At 47.8% G+C, this 18,524-nt stretch carries 14 protein-coding genes; 7 read left to right on the top strand and 7 right to left on the bottom strand.

Annotation, left to right across the window (positions count from 1 at the left end):
- Window positions 1–157: 157 nt before the first annotated feature.
- The 7 genes from ACGF49_RS20010 to ACGF49_RS19980 all read right to left on the bottom strand — a co-directional run bounded on the left by ACGF49_RS20010 (window position 158) and on the right by ACGF49_RS19980 (window position 7,723).
- Window positions 158–1,312, bottom strand: a complete 1,155-nt coding sequence (locus tag ACGF49_RS20010; RefSeq protein WP_228899488.1) for a hypothetical protein — start codon at window positions 1,310–1,312, stop codon at window positions 158–160.
- A gap of 146 nt (window positions 1,313–1,458) precedes the next feature.
- The gene (locus tag ACGF49_RS20005; RefSeq protein ID WP_387492430.1) at window positions 1,459–4,101 is read right to left on the bottom strand and encodes a fimbria/pilus outer membrane usher protein; all 2,643 of its coding nucleotides are present in this window, start codon (window positions 4,099–4,101) and stop codon (window positions 1,459–1,461) included.
- 82 nt (window positions 4,102–4,183) lie between these two features.
- Window positions 4,184–4,921: a molecular chaperone gene (locus ACGF49_RS20000; RefSeq protein ID WP_228901848.1), complete on the bottom strand. Its 738-nt coding sequence runs from the start codon at window positions 4,919–4,921 to the stop codon at window positions 4,184–4,186.
- 75 nt (window positions 4,922–4,996) lie between these two features.
- A complete protein-coding gene (locus ACGF49_RS19995; protein ID WP_387492427.1) occupies window positions 4,997–5,662 on the bottom strand; it encodes a molecular chaperone in 666 nt (221 codons plus the stop codon).
- Between the two features lie 102 nt (window positions 5,663–5,764).
- Window positions 5,765–6,337 (bottom strand): fimbrial protein, encoded by a 573-nt coding sequence (locus ACGF49_RS19990; RefSeq protein ID WP_387492425.1) that lies wholly within the window; start codon window positions 6,335–6,337, stop codon window positions 5,765–5,767.
- On the bottom strand, window positions 6,337–7,056 hold the full coding sequence (locus ACGF49_RS19985) for a molecular chaperone (protein WP_113043327.1): 720 nt from the start codon (window positions 7,054–7,056) through the stop codon (window positions 6,337–6,339). Before ACGF49_RS19985 ends, ACGF49_RS19990 begins: the two co-directional genes overlap by 1 nt.
- 100 nt (window positions 7,057–7,156) lie before the next feature.
- Complete coding sequence (locus tag ACGF49_RS19980; protein WP_113043326.1) at window positions 7,157–7,723, bottom strand: fimbrial protein; 567 nt, start codon at window positions 7,721–7,723, stop codon at window positions 7,157–7,159.
- A gap of 1,028 nt (window positions 7,724–8,751) precedes the next feature.
- Between ACGF49_RS19980 and ACGF49_RS19975 the strand changes: the two genes are divergently transcribed.
- From ACGF49_RS19975 to lpdA, 7 genes are all read left to right on the top strand, one after another.
- Window positions 8,752–9,330, top strand: coding sequence for a hypothetical protein (locus ACGF49_RS19975; RefSeq protein WP_113043325.1), 579 nt, complete (start codon window positions 8,752–8,754; stop codon window positions 9,328–9,330).
- A gap of 8 nt (window positions 9,331–9,338) precedes the next feature.
- Window positions 9,339–9,560, top strand: coding sequence for a helix-turn-helix transcriptional regulator (locus ACGF49_RS19970; protein ID WP_112876763.1), 222 nt, complete (start codon window positions 9,339–9,341; stop codon window positions 9,558–9,560).
- Between the two features lie 345 nt (window positions 9,561–9,905).
- Window positions 9,906–10,178 (top strand): lipoprotein, encoded by a 273-nt coding sequence (locus ACGF49_RS19965; RefSeq protein WP_113043324.1) that lies wholly within the window; start codon window positions 9,906–9,908, stop codon window positions 10,176–10,178.
- Between the two features lie 1,045 nt (window positions 10,179–11,223).
- Window positions 11,224–11,988 carry a pyruvate dehydrogenase complex transcriptional repressor PdhR gene (gene pdhR / locus ACGF49_RS19960; protein ID WP_036777528.1) on the top strand — a complete coding sequence of 255 codons (765 nt, stop codon included), beginning with the start codon at window positions 11,224–11,226 and terminating at the stop codon, window positions 11,986–11,988.
- Between the two features lie 189 nt (window positions 11,989–12,177).
- Complete coding sequence (gene aceE / locus ACGF49_RS19955; protein ID WP_228901861.1) at window positions 12,178–14,841, top strand: pyruvate dehydrogenase (acetyl-transferring), homodimeric type; 2,664 nt, start codon at window positions 12,178–12,180, stop codon at window positions 14,839–14,841.
- Between the two features lie 14 nt (window positions 14,842–14,855).
- Complete coding sequence (gene aceF, locus ACGF49_RS19950; RefSeq protein ID WP_113043321.1) at window positions 14,856–16,448, top strand: pyruvate dehydrogenase complex dihydrolipoyllysine-residue acetyltransferase; 1,593 nt, start codon at window positions 14,856–14,858, stop codon at window positions 16,446–16,448.
- 206 nt (window positions 16,449–16,654) lie between these two features.
- Window positions 16,655–18,094, top strand: a complete 1,440-nt coding sequence (gene lpdA, locus ACGF49_RS19945; protein WP_113043320.1) for a dihydrolipoyl dehydrogenase — start codon at window positions 16,655–16,657, stop codon at window positions 18,092–18,094.
- Window positions 18,095–18,524 lie beyond the last annotated feature (430 nt).

Genomic DNA, 18,524 nt, shown 5'->3' with positions numbered 1-18,524 from the left:
TAACGCCCTGACGGGCGATTGAATCGGGTCAATGAGGAAAATGAGTTGTATTATGATTCGTAATGAAAGGAACAAACCCCATTATTTTCAATGGGGTTTGTCAGCGGTCTGCTTGTTGCAGCGCCTACCGGCGCTGCAACAAGAGTAATAACTAAGCCTATGGGGCGACGAAGTTAACATCCGACCATACGGAAATGACCGCGACGGCTCTGGCTAGCCCTCCGGCACCGTCAGTCTTCAACAGAATCGGTACCACAGACACTTGCGTCGATGCCGTATAACTATCGTCCCCTTGTTTAACGTATCTTGCATTTTGCCCTTCACTTCGGTGCCCGGTACTGAGTGATAAGGGTTTGTTGGCCGCATCAGTAAACATGAAGGCGACATCCTCTATTGACGAGGCCAAGGCATTTGGTTTCCCTGGCACAAACGGCCCATCGATCCGGTAAAGCAGGCGTGAATTTTGAAATACATCATCATCGCCGGAACAGGTGCTGCTTATCCCTATCTGCCTTGCTAACTCAAGTGGATCTCCCACCTGTTTACCGGCTCTTTTCACTGTTCCCCAGTCCACCGATGACGGAGTAAGCACTACTGCACAGGTGGACGGCTTTTTGACCGGTGAAAGGATAACCGTGGTCCACAGGGGGGTCGGTATGCTGCTGGAACCCGATACGGCCGTTGAAGCCCAGCCGATCGCGCCCACTGACAAATAACTTCCAGCCGGTTTTGCATTGAAATTCCCGTCACTGTCCGGGTAAATGGCTCCGGTCACCGAGCGGACACTGATATCAACCAGACCGTTGGCATCCGGGACGCAGGGAAGGTTAACGCCAGCATTCCCTTTGACCAGACTGGTTGATTGATAAGTATTGGGTGAACCATGTGTCTGGCAAGAGAGTGAAGATTGCCCGATATCAACCATAAAGTCGCCAGCCTTTCCTACCCGGACGCTACCCGGTGATGACGAAGAGATCAATGAGCTGGTCCCCGATCCTAAGGTGTAGGCCATAAACTGGGTCCCGGTGGGGACGCGACAGGTTGTCGACCAGTCAAGAGGGCCACTGGTGGTATATCCCACTATTTCATCCCGTGAATAATCACGCTTATCTTTGTTGTTCGGCATCATGGCATAGCCGGTGACGGTTACATTGCTAACCTTATTCACCAGTTCTGTTTCGCAATCCTGATAAGTCTCGGCCGCCTGGAGGGGTAATGCGGTCAATAAAAAGAGCAGTGACACCCCCAGCCCCATGATGGTTGGGACGGGGTTTCCTGTATGACCGCCCCACAAACGTTCAGTTTTTAACATCCTTCTCTCTCCAAATTATTCATCTGTTCACCTCGCTCTTTCACTGTCGGGGCTAACTTCGCTTTTGGTGGCGCCCCGGACGTAAAAGTGAGACAGGTGATATCTCATCGGGCACACCGGTCAGGTTGCCCATATGAAGGTTACGCTTATAGACACACGGCATCGGCCTGCACCAGTTTTCCGGGGGTATCGGACGACACCTGATAACGGGTGGTGCATTGCTGATTTGCCTCGTTTCCCCACTTGACTTTCACATGACCGGCGGACGGCATGCCGCTCAGATAAACCCGGCCGTTATCGCCCACAATGCCGCTGCCGGCTTGGGTTGCGTTTCCTGCCAGCGTCGCGGTGGCGCCAAAGGGCACGGGTTTGCCCTGATGTGTCAGGGTCAGCAGCAACTGGCTGCCCAGCCGAACCTGATAGTTGGCCAGCGTCACCGCCCCTTTGGTCGGGTAAACGTTGCGGCTGGTCTGGTCAATATCGACCCCTTCCGGCAAAGTGGACGGGTCCAGATTGATGGTGTTTTTGTGGTAGACCGATCCGCCCGGCAGTACGGCGTAGCCACGCCAGTCGGTCTGTACGTTGCCGTTGCTGACCGTCACCCCTTTCGCCCCGGGTGCGCGGACTAACACGGCGGTATCGCCCAACGAGCGTGACAGCGTTAGCCCGTAAGGATGGATCAGAAGGGCGCCGGACGTGCCATAGGTAACATGCCGGCTGTCTGCGCTGTCGTTGTAACCCAGATTAACGCTCCCCTGACTGCCCTGATAACCCAGCGACAGGGCCCGGCTGTTTTGCTGGCCGCTGTGTCCCCAGCCTTGCTGGAGGTGATAACTCAGGCGGTTATCCCATAACATGCCACTGATGCCGGTCTGCTGAGAGAGGTTACCCTGCGAGTCGCGTGAGGCGGTATAGCGGGTGTAAACGCCCCGTAATGCCGACGATGATCCAAACAGGCTCAGCGGGACCTGCATATTGAATGACACCTGACGGTTTTCCGGCCAGTGGCCCTCGCCCTTGATACGAGAAATGTTATAACTCAGGTTATAGCTGATCCCCATCAGCATCGCGTTGTAACCCAGACTCAGGTTGTTGTCGGTACGGCCATTCCAATAATTGTTGCGCGTCCCGGAGGCGTAAAGACTGCCCCAGCGTCCCAGTGTCTGACGCAGGTTCACCTGCCAGGTGTTCTGACGCCGGTCAAGTGCCCACGGCACCTGATATTCATTCAGGCTGTAGCCCATGCTGTTAGCATCACTGAAACTGTAGTAATGCTGGGTGGAATAGCGGTAGGCGGCCAGATCAATGCCGGTGCCGGTACTCAGCAAGTTTTTAGAGTATTTCACGCGATAAGACTGGCCGAATTGTCCGCTTTCTTCCTGATCCCTGCTCTTTTGCAACTGTGCGTGGGCCAGCGTCACATCCGCAGACAGCGCGCCAAATGCCCCCAATGACACCCCCGAGCCTAATACACCCGACTGGTAGTTGCCTGCGGCCAGTCCGCCGCCATACAGGGTGATATTGTGGGGCAAACCATAGACCAGCGTGCCCATCGCAAATACCGGGGAACGGCTGCCATCGGTCAGATTGCCGCCGTGATATTGACCGGTCGTCAATTCATATTTAATACCGCCGGGACGTTGCATCACCGGCAGGGACGACGAGGTAATTGTCGAGACGCGGGTACGGCCATTTTCCTCTTTGATGGTCACCGTCAGGTCGCCGGCACTCCCGGTGCTGTAGAGGTCGGTGAAACGAAACGGCCCCGGCGCCACCGTGGTTTGATATATGATGTTGCCATTCTGGGATACCGTCACCTGCGCATTGGCGTTCGCCACACCGGTTATCACCGGGGCAAAACCGCGCTGACTGTCGGGTAACATCGCCTCCTCAGAAGCCAGTTTCATACCCCGAAACGGGATGCTGTCAAAAATGTCGCCACCGGTATAGGTTTCACCCGCCGTGAACTCGCTGCGCAGTGAGGGGACATCACGTTGCAGGTAGGTATTGCTCACCTGCCATTGGGTCTGTGCCGGCGTGGAAAAGCCGGCGGTGGCCTCGTTGCGCTGACGATTGTAACTGTAAGTTTGCGTGCTGCGCAGACGCCACGGCCCCAGATTTAACCCGTCACGAAAAGAAGCAAACAGGTTACGGGAACGTGAGCCTCCCCAGTTTCCCTGACGGTCATAACGGCCTTCCGACCCGTTGACCGTGTAGTTCATCAAAAAGGCCGGGATGCCGTTATCCCACAGTGACGGATCAACCATCCCGGAATAGTGGGGTTGCATGGCGACCTGCGGGACACTGAGATCCAGACGCAAACGGGCGAAATCCAGTGTGGCGCGGGCGTGCGGGATCTGTTTCGTCAGATCGGTGATGAGGCTGTCGTCTGCTTTACCCTGAAAAGCCGGTAATCCGCGGGTATTGACCCCATACCCTTCCAGTTGTGCGACGGTTAATACCGGCTGGAGATGGCCGTTAACCTGCCTGAATTCAATCTCGCGGCTGTCCACCCGATTCTGGTTCATGTAGACATCCACCAGATAGCGCCCGGGGGCGACATAGCCCGCGTTTTCATACGCCGAGAGATCGACATGACTGCGTTCACCGTCAGCGCCCATCAGGAACGCCGGATTAAAGTATTCCCGCGCTGAGGCGGGCAGGGCCGTTGCCGTCAGTGAACACAGCAGACATAGGTATACCGGACGAGGCCGGAAACCGCCAGGTTGACCGGGCGCACGTTGGTTACCCGCCCGCAGTGCAGACGGAAATAAAATGTTTATTGCCATAGCTCATCTCTGCTTCTAATTAAGCTTGTGCTGTTGATATTGAGGTCGCTCTGCCGGCACACCGTTCGCAGATGCGGCGGGTTTATAACGGGACGTGGCGATCCTGACTGTCGCCGGGAAAACGCCAGATTAGTGGCCCTTGTCCCCCGGCGGTAAACGAATAGGTTTGTATGCCTTTCGGGGGCACCATCGTCTGGAGTGTGTGGTCATCCGCATGCTGTGTTCCTACTTTCAGGACAGAAAAGGTCAGAAAATAGGGCGTGGGATTTTCCACCCGTAACTGCGTCCCCCGAAGGGAAAATTTCACCTGTTTAGCCACCGTGGCGTTATCCCGGGCGGGGACTCCTTTAGGACGATAAAACAGCCGAATATTCATCTGTAAGGCGACCTGCACTTGCGAGTTCTTGCCAGTTTGGCGCTCAGGTGTGCTCGTGTCCGGTACGGCGACGCCGGGGATAGCCCGCAGGGAGACCACAAAGGCCGATTCCCGATCCGGCGGTAACTGTCCTCCAAACTGGCGAATACGGAACGAAAATTTCCCTCCGGCTTCGACCCGTTTTAACGGCGGCAGGACAACAAAAGGGGGAACTTGCCCGGTTTTGGTGTCAAAGCGACCGGTATCGGGGTCCATCGGGCTGACAAATCCTTGTACCAGATAGCTCTGCGCCGTGTGATTGGTCATACTGAGGGTCACACCGCCCGGGCTATCTTTGGCGACATACGATAACTGCATCGGGGAGAACGATAACCCCGGATTCTCCGCCGCCTGCGCTTTTAACAGGCCGCCCAGCAGCAGGGCGAGACAGAAGGGGTAAATCATTGATCCACCGTGTGCTCGCCTGTTCCCGTTATTGACTCTCTTCACTTTCCACCTCTGGATAAAACAAGGGCGAATTTAACGCGCCACTTTGGCGGTAAACAGGTTTGAAGCCCCGCCGTAATCATTAATCATCGACCAGCTCACCGATTTTTTGCCCGTCTGTCCGACATAGGTCACACAATCCTGCGGCGCTATCATGGAGGGATAGCGATTCAGATCGAGCGTCTGTCCGTCCAGCGTGAGGCTGTCCAGCGACAGGAAATAGGGCGTGGGATTGCACGCCTTAATGCCATCGGGTTGCGACTGAAAGCGCAACTGCCCATACGCCTGTTCCGGCAACATCGGCAGGCCATGCGGTCGCCAGAAAAACTTAATCCGCATTCCCACGCTCATCGACGCCTGATCCCGAGCGTGCTCATTCGCCATCGGATGGGCGGCGGGGATAGCATTCATCTGGACATACCCGAGCGATTCCCGATCCGCCGGAAAGGGAGGCAGATGAAAAGTCGGCAAAATACGCAAACTGTTCTGACTGTTGGCCTCCAGCCTGAACAGCGGCGGCGTCACCACAAACGCCGGTGCGGTTTTCTCCTGATCGCCCGTGATCCTTACCTGCACCAGCCACGTCTGAAGTGTGGTGTTAACCACCGTCAGCGTCTGTGCCCGCGCCCCTTGGGTAAAAATCACCCGGGTTTTATTCAGGCTGATACCGGCTGCCTGACAGGGTTCTGTGCCGGCCATGCCTAACCCTAGACAGAATAGTAGTGGTGCCAGCCTGTACCGCGTTGTGCGCATCCGACCTGTTTCCACAACGCCTCCTGAAACCTGTTACCTGAGCGACACTCAGTGATAGTCAAATTGAAATTGAATGTGCGCGGTCAGCTCACCGGGGGTGGGGACCGCCGTACCGGATTCATGCCGCATATCCATCTGGAAGGTAATTTGACCGTCTTTAACGGCGTTACCCGGTGATGCCAAATCCACATAATCGCCATTTTTCAGGTAGCTTCCCAGCCCGCCTTCCGGTGATTGATAGCGCAGGCCAAAACCCACGTTTTCCACCACAGAGGACGATTTATCCCGAAATAACGTCGGGTGATTTTCCGGCGTGGGGCCGGCTATTTTAATCGCCGGGGTACGGCCCGCTCTGGCTGATCCCGCACAACCTGACAACGCCAGCGTCACAGGCTTGTTGTCCGCCGCTGCGATATGTTCCGCACTGCGCTTAACTTCATTAAGCGGTATGGATGAAAACTCGATATGGGAGGTCTGTACGTTGAGTTCGCAGGTTGGCTGTTCCAGCGTCAGGGCCAGCGTTAGCTCTGCTGTGTTGGGGCTTGCTCCCCCGGGCAGGGGGATGGTACAGAGCAGACCGGCCAGTGCTGTCCGTCCGATAAGAGTCCACGGTTTTAACATTACGGTATCTCCCCTTGATAGGATGATCCTCCACCGAGGTCATTAATCACTGTCCAGCTCACTTTGGCCGGGTAATTCACGCCTTTGAGGGGGAAAAACAAGGCAGAGAACGGTGAGACCATGCTCTCTTTCTGTTTCTGCGTCATCAGCTCTTGGCCGCCCACTTTTAAGGAGGCGAAGGTGATGTAATAGGGTGACGGATTCGTGACCGTTATCCCCTCGGCTGTCGGTTTGAAGCGCAGTGAACCAAATCCTTTCTCCGGTGCAACTGGCAGCCCTGACGGGCGATACATCAATTTAATTGTGTGGGCCAGAGCAAACTGTATTCCGCCGGAGACACTCTGGCGGGAATGTTTCTCGGATTCAGTACTTAATGGGATGGCCTTCGCAGTAAACCAGAACAGGGATTCACGGTCGGTCGGCAGGGCCTGACCAGTTTTGATGATACGGACCTGATTCTGGCTGCCGGGCTCCATACGAAACAGGGGCGGTGTTATTACAAACGGAGCGGCCTTCTTCTGCTCAGGAGCGGTATTGACCGCTACTTGCATTAAATAGACGGTTTCTTTACTGCTGTTGCGCAGTGAAGCGGTGGCGGCGTGACGGTCCGCTGGGTAGATAATGCGGGTGGCATCAATACTTACCCCTCCAGCCTGCGCGGCGGTGACCGTGCCGCCTAATAAACTGGCCACCATCATTGCTGTCATGAATTTTTTCACTGAGTCACCTGAATGTGTCTGTTTTGGTATTGCGTAAGTAAGAATTGGACCTCCTTGTCCAATTCCACTGCTATGTGTTCCTAGTGCCTAACGGCGTTGATTATTGATAGGCTATTGCTACAGTCAGGGTCGCAGAGGAGCTTTTTGCGGCTACCACACCTGTACCAAGCTTAACCAGCCCTGCCTTAAGCGTGATGGCATTATCAGCAGCATCAGCTAGCGCACCGTTATTTTTTAGGTCAATTACTGTGTTTGGTTTCACTTCTGCACTATCAGCCTTCAGGCTAACCGCATAATCAGTGATTGCAGTACTACCCTCTTTAAGCTGAAAGTAGTCGTTTCCTTGTGCTGTACCGCTAACTGTCAAACTAACTTGTTTAATGGCGCTATCGCTCTTCCATTTTTGATTACCAGGGCAGCCTTTCACTTTAATCTGGACATCTTTCTCACCTACTACTTCCTTATTAGCAGCACTACTCAAGGCTGATGTCAGAGCCGTAAGATTGACCGGAGACATTGTGTCAAACTCACAAGTCCCTGCGCTCACTTGAGAGTTTACTGTCAGGGTATTACCTGCACCATCACCAACATTAGCTGCCATAGCCTGCGACATCCCCCCCAGGCACAGTGCTGCTGCCACACAAGTCTTCAAAATTTGCTTTTTCATTTCATTAATTCCTTATCTACATCTCGTCGTTAATACATTTTGCCTAAAACAACACCATGACAGATTAAACAACCGGGCCGCTAGCGCGGTGCATTTACTGGTCATTTAGAGTTATTTTGTTTGGTTATTAACTATATGAAATATATGAATATTAATATTCACATTACGAAGTCACTTCTGACTTATGCCATTTTGTTTCAGAATTTCAGCCTGTTGCATAAGAAAAGGAATATCAAATCGCTCAAAAAACGACCTTCAAACAGGCCATAATATCCATAACGAAAGAAATAATTTCCTTTTGTAATCAAAAAATTAAGTAAGTTTTTACAAAATAATACAAAAAATCGCTTTTAAGTGATGAAATTTTCCGTATACTGCCCCGGCGGTTGACAATAACCGAACAAAATAACTCTAAATGTTCGGTTTTTTGTCCCATATCAGAAACTGATGTCATTGAAAGTCACACCGCTACTTCGAGTAACATTTTCCCCCACGTTTACACTTTCTTACCCTTACGCAGAAACACGAATCTCCAGCATCGCAAAAGCGTTACATTAATTATTCTTATTGATTTTCATTAATTATTCTTATTGATTTTCAGTGTTGAGGGGATTGGTTAAAACCTGATATCAGGTTCGTTTTGAGCCATTATCTTCGATTCACTCTGTATTGAAATTGACACGGCATTGTGTAGACATATTGAGCTTTGAAAGGCACCCGGAGTAAACCGTTCTGTGTTTGTCATACAATCTTCACAACAAACTATCGCGGTAAACCATGTGATGGCGGGGTGATAAAACAGTGACCAAGTAACATATACTGCTTACTGTTCACTGCTTCAGGTAAATGATGACTTTTTTCTTTTTCTATCAATAAATTAATGATAGTTTTCAATGATTATCGCTATGATTTATCGATGACTTTGAAGGGTGGTCTGTCTATTTAGTGATAAAAAATTATTGTCATACGATAACTTTTAAAGTACTTTAGCGACAGTTTAGTTAAACATGTATATGGAATGACACAAGATGTGTGATAAACAGGAGTTTGTAACTAATCCCAGAATCAAGCTACTCAGCTTTCTGGCTATTATTATTGCTTCCATTATGGTAATTGGTGATATTGGGTTCCATATTGCGTCTTGGTCGTTATGGCATGATGCCACTCGCCAGGCTGTTCTTCAGGCGTATAGTGATCTTATGCCGGCATTGACTGCAAAAGGATTTAAGCAATCTTTATTAAGTCAGGTGCTTTATATCTCGCTGGATACGATACCTCGGATTATATCAACGTCATCTTATATATTAATTGGCATTCTGTTTTTCCGGTTTGCTAAAGGTGAAATATGGAGTAACCGTAATATTTCCGCTTCATTTATTATTGGTTTCCTGATGATTCTAGAGCAACTTCTCTACCCTGTGATTAATATGTTACAGGGGATGGCGTTATCTGTGGATTTAGTGCAAGGGCAACGGGTATTTAGTTTTTCGTTTGGAGTTAATTCAGAATCTCTGTTTATTATTATGTTTGGTGTATTCCTTCTGATATTTAGCTTAATTATGCGTGAATCTAAGAAGATAAGCGATGAGCAACGTTATTTTATCTGAGAATCATCATGAGTATTATAATAAGGTTGGATGTGATCTTAGCGAAAAGGAAAGTAAAGTCTAAAGAATTAGCTGCCATTATTGGTATTACTGAGCAAAATTTATCATTACTGAAAAATGGCAAAATAAAAGGTATTCGTATCGAGACGCTGGAAAAAATTTGTAGGCATTTGCAGTGTCAACCTGGAGATATATTGGAATATGTGGAAGATGGAGAGGATAGCCGTTAATATAAAAAATAAAGTCATTGTATGTCTTTTGGTATCTTATAAGATAGAACTTTATATTCATTAGCCAGTTTTAAATACATGAAAATATTAATTATTTCATGTTTTTTATCTAGCCTGTTACTCTTTGGTGTTAATGGTTCACCAATAAAGCAGGTTTTTCCTAGCGATAAGAATATATATTTCTCTCTGGAGGGATATTGTTCTGATATTCCGTGGAATGCCAGAAAGATAAAATGCATATGTAGATATTATTTACTCGATCATAAGAAATGATCTCTCTTTTTATATGGTTTTTCATTTAAGTTAAATTTTTATAAAATATACAGCAAGTTAAGGATATTAAGAATGAATAAATTTCTCATTGCTTTATTATCAATATTTGTAGTTACGGGATGTTCCATGCCACGGCTTACTGATAGCTATATTTCAACCTGTGGTTATTTTGAATGTAATGTCACGGATATAGTTTCAGGCAGTGAAGTTAAAGTAGATAATATACATTCTATTCCTGATATTTACAGAGATATCTCAAACCAAGATAGACAAATTATACAGTCTGGTGGACAGCCATCTTTTGAAGATAAGAGTTACCGTATTGGGGGGACTTTTAAATTCTAATTTAATTTCTTTGGTTATTTCTTTATTTTTAATTAAGGTATTGTTATATGAATTTTATAAGAAAAATAGCTGTTATCCTTTTATTTACCTTATTTACTGTATTGGCGGGGTGTACATCGTGGGAAAAACCAGGCGCAACTCAGTATGAAAGAGATAGGGATTATGCTGAATGTAAAGCATTGGGTTATTCTCAATTACCATCAGACTGGACCAGCGAAGTTATTCATTCTTTCGAGACAAAACGTTTTTCCTGTAAAGATAAAGACAAGGACGAAGATAAATCCTGTAATCATTACATTACTGTGCCGAAAACTGAAGTTAAGCGTTGGGATAAAAATGAATCGTCAAGACGTTGGATAATTTCATCCTGTATGTATAAAAAAGGATGGAATGAAGTGACGCGCTATTGGTTTTAATATATACCCGTCATCTTTCAAGTTGCCTCTTTGTTGGCTGCACTCGCTCACCCCGGTCACATAGTTCGCTATGTGACCGGGGATTCACTCCTTTGCCGTCGCGATGCATCTTGAAATCCATAGGGTATAGTTCATTTTTTCCATCAGCAGGAGTTATGTGGAGCTGTTGCTGGTGGTTCCTCACATTTTGTCATTATTCCTTTCTAATCGTTGGTTTTAACCTCTCGGTTTTATTGATTTGAGCTACATTTATAACCTGATGGTATGCATTTGTATTTAAAATCAACAGGTGATGATTTGGTAGCTATATCTTTTTAATAAAGATTCAACTATTTTATTGCTGTAACGATTCAATATGCCCATTTGTATGTTTAAAAAGGTTGGTTAAAATATTATCTTAGGATGTTTATTAACCTACTGGTTATCAGCTTTTACTAATTTTTAAAAAAAATTGTTAAAATTTGCAGGTTTTTCTGATTTAGCAAAAGGTCTTTATAGACAGTTGGTGAATACTTTGTTACTTTTATGGCCCGGTGGTTTAAATTGGTATTACCAATTGACTTCGGTAAAGACCGAAACAACAAACAAAATAGCCTCATGAGATAGGTTCTAACTGACTTATAATAAATATGGCTTATAGTAAAATCCGCCAACCAAAACTATCAGATGTCATAGAGCAGCGTCTTGAGCATCTCATCCTGGAAGGATCCGTGCGTCCAGGGGAGAAGTTGCCGCCTGAACGTGAGTTGGCGAAACAGTTTGATGTGTCACGTCCTTCACTGCGCGAAGCCATTCAACGGTTAGAAGCTAAAGGTTTTCTTTTTCGCCGTCAGGGTGGGGGAACGTTTGTTCAGAGTAACCTTTGGCAAAGTTTCAGTGATCCGCTGGCACAGTTACTGGCTGGTCACCCAGAATCTCAATTTGACCTCCTTGAAACCCGCCATGCTTTGGAAGGTGTTGCTGCCTATTACGCGGCACTGCGTGGAACTGACGAAGATTTTGAGCGTATTCGGCAATATCACCTTGTTATTCAACAAGCTCAGGAAAGTGGTGATGTCAATGCTGAATCCGAAGCTGTTTTGCAATATCAGCTTGTCGTTGCCGAAGCCGCGCATAATGTGGTTCTCCTTCATTTATTACGTTGTATGGCGCCTATGCTGGAACAAAATATCCGGCAGAATTTTGAGTTTTTGTATACCCGCCGGGAAATGCTGACGGCTGTCAGCGATCATCGGGCGAAGATTTTTGAAGCAATAATGGCGAGGCAACCAGAGAAAGCCCGTGAGGCATCTCATCGCCATTTAGCTTTTATTGAAGATGTCTTATTGGATCTCAGCCGCGAGCACACTCGCCGTGAGCGATCATTACGACGTCTTCAACAACATCAGGAATAAAATTAGCTGTGTAGATCTTGTAGTTTGCTGCGTCTGCACAGCTAAGTTGAGTCCCTTTACTGAGGGCGCTAGCGGCAACAACAGTGAGGGCCTATCTTCCAGTCATGACCGGCTGAACGTCAAAGGGTATGACGGGAAGGTAGGCTCCAAAACAATCATTAGAAACAGATAACAGATAAGGAATACACCATGTCAGACATTTTGAAAAATGACGTGGATCCGATCGAAACTCGCGACTGGTTACAGGCGATCGAATCGGTCATCCGTGAAGAGGGTGTTGATCGTGCCCAGTTCTTGATTGATCAGGTACTGAACGAAGCACGTAAAGGTGGCGTGAATGTTGCAGCCGGTGCTGCTAACCGCGATTATATCAATACCATTGCTGTTGAGGATGAGCCTGCTTACCCTGGCAATCTGGATTTGGAGCGCCGTATTCGCTCTGCTATTCGTTGGAATGCTGTGATGACCGTGTTGCGGGCATCCAAAAAAGATCTGGAATTGGGTGGTCACATGGCTTCATTCCAGTCTTCAGCAACCATGTATGAAGTTTGTTTCAACCATTTCTTCCGTGCCCGTAATGAAAATGACGGCGGTGACTTGGTTTATTTCCAAGGCCACATCTCTCCAGGCGTCTACGCTCGTGCTTTCCTTGAAGGTCGTTTAACTGAAGGGCAGATGAATAATTTCCGTCAGGAAATTCATGGCAACGGTCTCTCTTCTTATCCGCATCCAAAATTGATGCCTGAATTCTGGCAGTTCCCAACCGTTTCAATGGGATTGGGGCCAATCGGTGCGATTTATCAGGCTAAATTCCTGAAATATCTGGAACACCGTGGTCTGAAAGATACCTCCAAGCAGACCGTTTATGCCTTCTTGGGCGACGGTGAAATGGATGAGCCAGAATCCAAAGGGGCGATCACTATCGCCACCCGTGAAAAACTGGATAACCTGGTATTTGTTATCAACTGTAACCTGCAACGTCTGGATGGTCCAGTTACGGGTAATGGCAAAATCGTTAATGAGCTGGAAGGCATTTTTGATGGCGCAGGTTGGCAGGTTATTAAAGTGCTTTGGGGCGATCGTTGGGATGAACTGTTGCGTAAAGATACCAGCGGTAAATTGATCCAACTGATGAACGAAACGCTGGACGGTGATTACCAGACGTTCAAATCCAAAGATGGCGCTTATGTGCGTCAGCATTTCTTTGGTCGTTACCCAGAGACCGCTGAATTAGTCAAAGATATGACCGATGACCAGATTTGGGCGTTGAACCGTGGTGGTCATGATCCTAAGAAAGTCTTTGCTGCTTTGAAAAAAGCGCAGGAAACTACCGGCAAACCAACGGTTATCCTGGCTCAGACTATCAAAGGTTACGGTATGGGTGATACGGCGGAAGGTAAAAATATCGCTCATCAGGTTAAGAAGATGAATATGGAAGGCGTTCGCCATTTCCGTGATCGTTTCAATGTCCCTGTTGCTGATGAGCAAATCGAAAACCTGCCATATGTAACTTTCGATAAAGATTCTGAAGAATACAAATACCTGCATGAGCGTCGTGCAGCGCTTGGTGGCTATTTGCCAAGCCGTCGTACTCATTTTGAAGAGAAACTGGAACTGCCAACGCTGGAAGATTTTGGTGCGTTGCTGGAAGAACAAAACAAAGAAATTTCTACCACTATTGCTTTCGTTCGTGCTTTGAACGTGATGTTGAAAAACAAATCAATCAAAGATCGTCTGGTTCCAATCATTGCCGATGAAGCGCGTACTTTTGGTATGGAAGGTCTGTTCCGTCAAATCGGTATCTACAGCCCTAATGGCCAGCAATATACTCCGCAGGACCGTGAGCAGGTTGCTTACTATAAAGAAGACGCCAAAGGTCAGATTCTACAAGAAGGCATCAATGAACTGGGTGCCGGTTCATCATGGCTGGCGGCAGCAACGTCTTATAGCACCAATAACCTGCCAATGATTCCGTTCTACATCTACTACTCTATGTTCGGGTTCCAACGTATTGGCGACCTGTGCTGGGCAGCTGGCGACCAACAGGCTCGTGGCTTCCTGATTGGTGGTACTTCTGGTCGTACAACCCTGAATGGCGAAGGTCTGCAACACGAAGATGGTCACAGCCATATTCAGTCTCTGACTATCCCTAACTGCATCTCTTATGATCCGGCATTTGCTTATGAAGTTGCTGTGATTATGCATGATGGTTTGGAGCGTATGTATGGTGAGAAACAAGAGAATATTTACTACTACATCACCACGTTGAACGAAAACTACCACATGCCGGCGATGCCACAAGGCGCGGAAGAAGGTATCCGTAAAGGTATCTACAAGCTGGAAAGCTTGGAAGGTAGCAAAGGTAAAGTTCAGCTATTAGGTTCAGGTTCTATTCTGCGTCATGTGCGTGAAGCAGCGCAGATTCTGGCTAACGATTATGGTGTGGGTTCTGATGTGTACAGCGTGACTTCATTCACTGAGCTGGCTCGTGATGGTCAGGATTGTGAACGTTGGAACATGTTGCATCCAACAGAAACGCCACGTGTACCTTATGTTGCTCAGATCATGAATGAAGCACCGGCAGTGGCTTCTACTGACTATATGAAGCTGTTCGCAGAACAAATTCGTAACTTCATCCCTGCAAGCGAATTCCGCGTATTGGGTACTGACGGTTTCGGTCGTTCCGATAGCCGTGAAAACCTGCGTCATCATTTTGAAGTTGATGCTTCTTACGTGGTGGTTGCTGCTTTGGGTGAATTGGCTAAGCGCGGCGAAATCGATGTGAGTGTTGTGGAAGAAGCAATCAAAAAATACAACATTAACCCAGAAAAAGTTAACCCGCGTCTGGCATAAGAGGTAAAGAATCAATGGCTATCGAAATTAAGGTACCGGATATCGGTGCGGATGAAGTTGAAGTCACCGAAATCATGGTGAAAGTTGGCGATACAGTGGAAGCTGAACAATCGCTGATCACCGTGGAAGGTGATAAGGCTTCTATGGAAGTTCCATCCCCTCAGGCGGGTGTTGTTAAAGAGATCATCATTGCGGTTGGCGATAAAGTTGAAACCGACAAACTGATTATGATTTTTGATTCCGCGGAAGGTGCTGTAGCAGCTGCGCCAGCGGAAGAGCCAGCAGCGATAACATTGTCTTCGCGTATGGCAGAGCCAGAACCAGCAGCTTCTGCGGCTATGAATGTTCATGTACCGGATATCGGCGGCGATGAAGTCGAAGTTACCGAAGTGATGGTGAAAGTTGGCGATGCGGTGGAAGCTGAACAATCGCTGATCACCGTAGAAGGCGATAAAGCCTCTATGGAAGTCCCCGCGCCATTCGCAGGTATCGTTAAAGAAATTCAAATCAAGGTCGGTGATAAAGTGAAAACCGATTCTATGATTATGGTCTTTGAAGTTGCGGGTGCAGCGCCTGCTGCTCCGGCTGCCTCTGCGCCAGCGGCTGAACCAGAGAAAGCGGCAGCACCGGTTATTGCTAGCAGAAGCTTCGCGGAAGAAGATAAAAATGATTTCGCTGAAAATAGTGCTTATGTTCATGCAACGCCGGTGATCCGTCGTCTGGCGCGTGAATTCGGCGTTAACCTGGCTAAAGTGAAAGGTACAGGGCGTAAAGGCCGTGTTCTGCGTGAAGATGTTCAGGCTTACGTGAAAGACGCGGTTAAACGTGCAGAATCTGCTCCTGCATCAGCCGGTGGTGGTCTGCCGGGTATGTTGCCTTGGCCGAAAGTGGATTTCAGTAAATTTGGTGAAATTGAAGAAGTTGAGCTGGGTCGTATTCAGAAAATCTCTGGCGCTAACCTGAGCCGTAACTGGGTGATGATCCCACATGTTACACAGTTCGACGAAACGGATATTACTGAAGTTGAAAACTTCCGTAAGCAGCAGAATCAGGAAGCTGAGAAGAAACAGCTTGGTGTGAAGATCACGCCATTGGTATTCATCCTGAAAGCGGTAGCAAAAGCGCTGGAAGAGATGCCGCGCTTTAACAGCTCTATCTCGGAAGATGGTCAGAAACTGACGCTGAAAAAATACATCAACATTGGTGTGGCCGTGGATACACCTAATGGTCTGGTGGTTCCAGTGTTCCGTGATGTTAATAAGAAGGGCATCATCGAATTGTCCCGCGAGCTGACTGAGATATCTAAGAAAGCGCGTGCAGGCAAACTGACTGCATCTGATATGCAGGGGGGATGCTTCACTATTTCAAGCCTGGGTGGTATCGGTGGCACAGCATTTACGCCAATCGTTAATGCACCAGAAGTGGCTATCCTGGGCGTATCCCGCTCATCAATGAAGCCGGTATGGAATGGTAAAGAGTTTGTTCCACGCCTGATGCTACCTCTGTCACTCTCTTTCGATCACCGTGTGATCGATGGTGCTGATGGTGCGCGTTTCATCACATTTATTAATCATGCGATGAGCGATATCCGCCGTCTGGTGATGTAATCTCAAAGGCCGGCCATGTGCCGGCCTGATTGTTATTGCGGTGACAGAGAGACAGCTTACATCTGGTGAGTTTGTTGCGAGTTCTGTCACGTTAACGCACTTTTCAGGTTATTAACAATTCTGTAAACTGCTCGCGGTGTGTAGGTCCCGGTGGAATATATCGTTTTTGGCGCCTGACCCGCCGGACAAACAATTAAGAGGTCATGATGAGTACTGAAATTAAAGCCCAAGTAGTGGTACTTGGGGCAGGTCCAGCAGGGTATTCTGCTGCTTTTCGTTGCGCGGATTTAGGTTTGGAAACCGTTCTGGTGGAACGTTACTCTACCTTAGGTGGTGTTTGTCTTAACGTTGGTTGTATCCCTTCCAAAGCATTGCTGCATGTAGCAAAAGTGATTGAGGAAGCTAAAGCGTTGGCAGATCATGGCATCGTTTTTGGTGAACCCAAAACTGACATCGAAAAAGTCCGTGTTTGGAAAGAAAAAGTTATTAATCAGCTAACCGGTGGTTTGGCTGGTATGGCTAAAGGCCGTAAAGTTAAAGTGGTTAATGGTGTTGGTAAGTTTACAGGGGCGAACACGCTGGTTGTTGAAGGTGAAGGTGAAGGTGAAGGTGGCGCAACAACGATTAATTTTGATAACGCCATTATTGCCGCGGGCTCCCGTCCTATCCAACTGCCATTTATTCCTCATGATGACCCGCGCGTTTGGGATTCTACAGATGCTTTGGCGCTGACAACAGTTCCTGGCCGCTTGTTGGTCATGGGCGGTGGTATTATCGGTCTGGAAATGGGAACCGTTTACCACGCTCTGGGTTCTCAGATTGATGTTGTTGAAATGTTGGATCAGGTTATTCCTGCGGCTGATAAAGATGTGGTGAAAGTCTTTACCAAACGTATCAGCAAACAATTCAATCTGATGCTGGAAACCAAAGTTACCGTAGTAGAAGCCAAAGAAGATGGTATCTACGTCACGATGGAAGGCAAAAACGCACCGACAGAACCACAGCGTTATGACGCGGTTCTGGTTGCTATCGGTCGTGTACCTAACGGTAAAATGCTGGATGCAGGTAAAGCGGGTGTTGACGTTGACGACCGCGGCTTTATCCACGTTGATAAGCAAATGCGCACCAATGTACCGCACATCTTTGCTATTGGTGACATCGTTGGTCAGCCTATGTTGGCGCATAAAGGTGTTCATGAAGGTCACGTTGCGGCGGAAGTTATTTCTGGTAAGAAACACTACTTTGATCCAAAAGTGATTCCATCCATTGCTTACACTGAACCCGAAGTTGCATGGGTTGGCCTGACTGAGAAAGAAGCGAAAGAGAAAGGCATTAGCTATGAAACGGCTACTTTCCCATGGGCAGCTTCTGGCCGCGCAATTGCTTCTGATTGTGCTGATGGTATGACCAAACTGATTTTCGATAAAGAAAGTAATCGTATTATCGGTGGTGCTATTGTGGGTACTAACGGTGGTGAATTGTTGGGTGAAATCGGTCTGGCAATTGAAATGGGTTGTGATGCGGAAGATATCGCATTGACCATCCATGCTCACCCAACATTGCATGAATCGGTAGGTCTGGCTGCTGAAGTCTTTGAAGGCAGTATTACTGATTTGCCGAATGCGAAGGCAAAGAAAAAGAAGTAATTTCTTAAATCGATTAATGTAATTCACCGAAGCGGCTTTCATTTATTGAAAGCCGTTTTTTTATCTGGTATGACCTGTTTGGAAAAGTACAGTATAAAAAGTATGGCTTTTGTGGGTGCTACTGGCAAAAATCAGCGGAATAATCTGTTTTAATAGTTTTGTCTGCTGTTAATTCAGAATATTACTATCAGTTAATGTTACTTTTATGTGAACGAATTAACATCGCATTCAAATTTTGGTATGCTGAGCGCCCGAAGCTGGGCATAACTTGATTTGCACTTGTTAAGTTATGTCGGCAATCCTCTGACCTGGCACCCGGAACCATAACTAACAACCTGTCCCAGGAGGGGCTATTTGTTGCGAAAACACATATTGTTGCGCAAAGACGATAGTCTGGTGAGGCAGGTTCTAAGGCGGGTGCAGAGCCGGG

This window comes from Photorhabdus sp. RM96S (assembly GCF_042879335.1).
In the GTDB taxonomy this organism is placed as follows: domain Bacteria; phylum Pseudomonadota; class Gammaproteobacteria; order Enterobacterales; family Enterobacteriaceae; genus Photorhabdus; species Photorhabdus kayaii.
The sequence above is the reverse complement of the archived record's forward strand: the minus strand, read 5'-3'. Positions and strand labels throughout refer to the sequence as shown.

What these genes read in the sequence shown, in the direction of transcription:
- ACGF49_RS19970 (WP_112876763.1), top strand. Translation starts at nt 9,339, where the DNA reads ATGAGTATTATAATAAGGTTGGATGTGATCTTAGCGAAAAGGAAAGTA.
- ACGF49_RS19990 (WP_387492425.1), bottom strand. Translation starts at nt 6,337, where the DNA reads ATGTTAAAACCGTGGACTCTTATCGGACGGACAGCACTGGCCGGTCTG.
- ACGF49_RS20005 (WP_387492430.1), bottom strand. Translation starts at nt 4,101, where the DNA reads ATGGCAATAAACATTTTATTTCCGTCTGCACTGCGGGCGGGTAACCAA.
- ACGF49_RS20010 (WP_228899488.1), bottom strand. Translation starts at nt 1,312, where the DNA reads ATGTTAAAAACTGAACGTTTGTGGGGCGGTCATACAGGAAACCCCGTC.
- pdhR (WP_036777528.1), top strand. Translation starts at nt 11,224, where the DNA reads ATGGCTTATAGTAAAATCCGCCAACCAAAACTATCAGATGTCATAGAG.
- ACGF49_RS19965 (WP_113043324.1), top strand. Translation starts at nt 9,906, where the DNA reads ATGAATAAATTTCTCATTGCTTTATTATCAATATTTGTAGTTACGGGA.
- ACGF49_RS19995 (WP_387492427.1), bottom strand. Translation starts at nt 5,662, where the DNA reads ATGGCCGGCACAGAACCCTGTCAGGCAGCCGGTATCAGCCTGAATAAA.
- ACGF49_RS20000 (WP_228901848.1), bottom strand. Translation starts at nt 4,921, where the DNA reads ATGATTTACCCCTTCTGTCTCGCCCTGCTGCTGGGCGGCCTGTTAAAA.
- aceF (WP_113043321.1), top strand. Translation starts at nt 14,856, where the DNA reads ATGGCTATCGAAATTAAGGTACCGGATATCGGTGCGGATGAAGTTGAA.
- lpdA (WP_113043320.1), top strand. Translation starts at nt 16,655, where the DNA reads ATGAGTACTGAAATTAAAGCCCAAGTAGTGGTACTTGGGGCAGGTCCA.
- ACGF49_RS19980 (WP_113043326.1), bottom strand. Translation starts at nt 7,723, where the DNA reads ATGAAAAAGCAAATTTTGAAGACTTGTGTGGCAGCAGCACTGTGCCTG.
- ACGF49_RS19975 (WP_113043325.1), top strand. Translation starts at nt 8,752, where the DNA reads ATGTGTGATAAACAGGAGTTTGTAACTAATCCCAGAATCAAGCTACTC.
- aceE (WP_228901861.1), top strand. Translation starts at nt 12,178, where the DNA reads ATGTCAGACATTTTGAAAAATGACGTGGATCCGATCGAAACTCGCGAC.